1 protein-coding gene is annotated in these 1,221 nt (G+C 65.8%); it reads right to left on the bottom strand.

Features of this window, described 5'->3' with window-relative positions:
• Window positions 1-1,030, bottom strand: a 1,030-nt coding sequence (locus G6028_RS16180) for an ABC transporter ATP-binding protein (RefSeq protein WP_338404258.1), incomplete at its 3' end; no start/stop codon positions are given.
• Window positions 1,031-1,221: the final 191 nt, after the last annotated feature.

The following is a 1,221-nucleotide window of genomic DNA, read 5'->3' as shown; positions in this document are numbered from 1 at the left end:
CGCCGGTGCCGGTGCCGTTGCCGCCGGTGCCGTTGCCGCCGTGGCCGCGGGACGCCCACTCGGCCCGGATGGCCTCCTGCGCGCTGTCGGGGAGCGTGTCCATCATCTCGGCCACGCGCTTCTCACGGCGGATCTCCCCCTTGCGCTCGGGGCCGCCGGGGGTCGGCTGCATCTGCGGCGGGACCCCCGTCACCTCGTCCTCGCCCGGGGAGCCGTCGTTGTGGCCGGCGTCGGCCTGCGCCTGCTCCTCGCGCATCTGCGCGTCGTCCTTCTCCTCCGACATGCCGATCGGACCCAGTTTGGAACCGCGGAGGAACTGACGGACCGAGGGCTCCTCGCTCGTCAGGAGGACCTCGCGCGGGCCGAACATGACGAGCTTCTTGCGATAGAGCATGCCCAGGTTGTCCGGCACGGTCCGGGCGAGGTTGATGTTGTGCGTCACGATGAGGATGGTGGCGTCGATCTGGGCGTTGATGTCGATCAACAACTGTGCGAGGTAGGTGGTGCGTACCGGGTCGAGACCCGAGTCGGGCTCGTCGACCAGGATGATCTCGGGGTCCAACACGAGTGCGCGGGCGAGGCCGGCGCGCTTGCGCATACCGCCGGAGATCTCACCCGGGAGCTTGCCTTCCGCACCGGTGAGACCGGTGAGCTCCAGCTTCTCCATCACGACGTCCCGGATCTCGCTCTCCGACTTGCGGGTGTGCTCGCGCAACGGGAACGCCACGTTGTCGTAGAGGTCCATGGAGCCGAAGAGCGCGCCGTCCTGGAACAGGACACCGAACAGCTTCCGGATCTCGTAGAGCTCCTTGGCGGTGCACTGGAGGATGTCCGTGCCGTCGATGATGATCTGGCCGCGCTCGGGTCGCAGCAGGCCGATGAGTGACTTCAGGAACACCGACTTGCCGGTGCCGGACGGACCCAGGAGCGCGCTCACCTCCCCCTCGGGAAGGGTGAACGAGACGTCCTCCCAGATCTTCTGCGATCCGAAGGACTTCGTCAGTCCCTCAACAGATATCTCGATACCCACGTCACCACTCCTCACTGCAGCCATCATCTGTGGCCACGGTCACTGTAAACTACCGCTCGGAGTGCGTGCTTCGTTACATACCGATAAGTAATGTATCGCAACGAACCTCGTCGGACCGACCTGCAGAAATGTCAGAGGGGCGGTCCGGCGACTTCGCCGGACCGCCCCTCACGAGACGTGGTGCGTCAGAT

Source organism: Dietzia cercidiphylli (genome assembly GCF_014145145.1).
GTDB lineage: Bacteria > Actinomycetota > Actinomycetes > Mycobacteriales > Mycobacteriaceae > Dietzia > Dietzia natronolimnaea.
The sequence above is the reverse complement of the archived record's forward strand: the minus strand, read 5'-3'. Positions and strand labels throughout refer to the sequence as shown.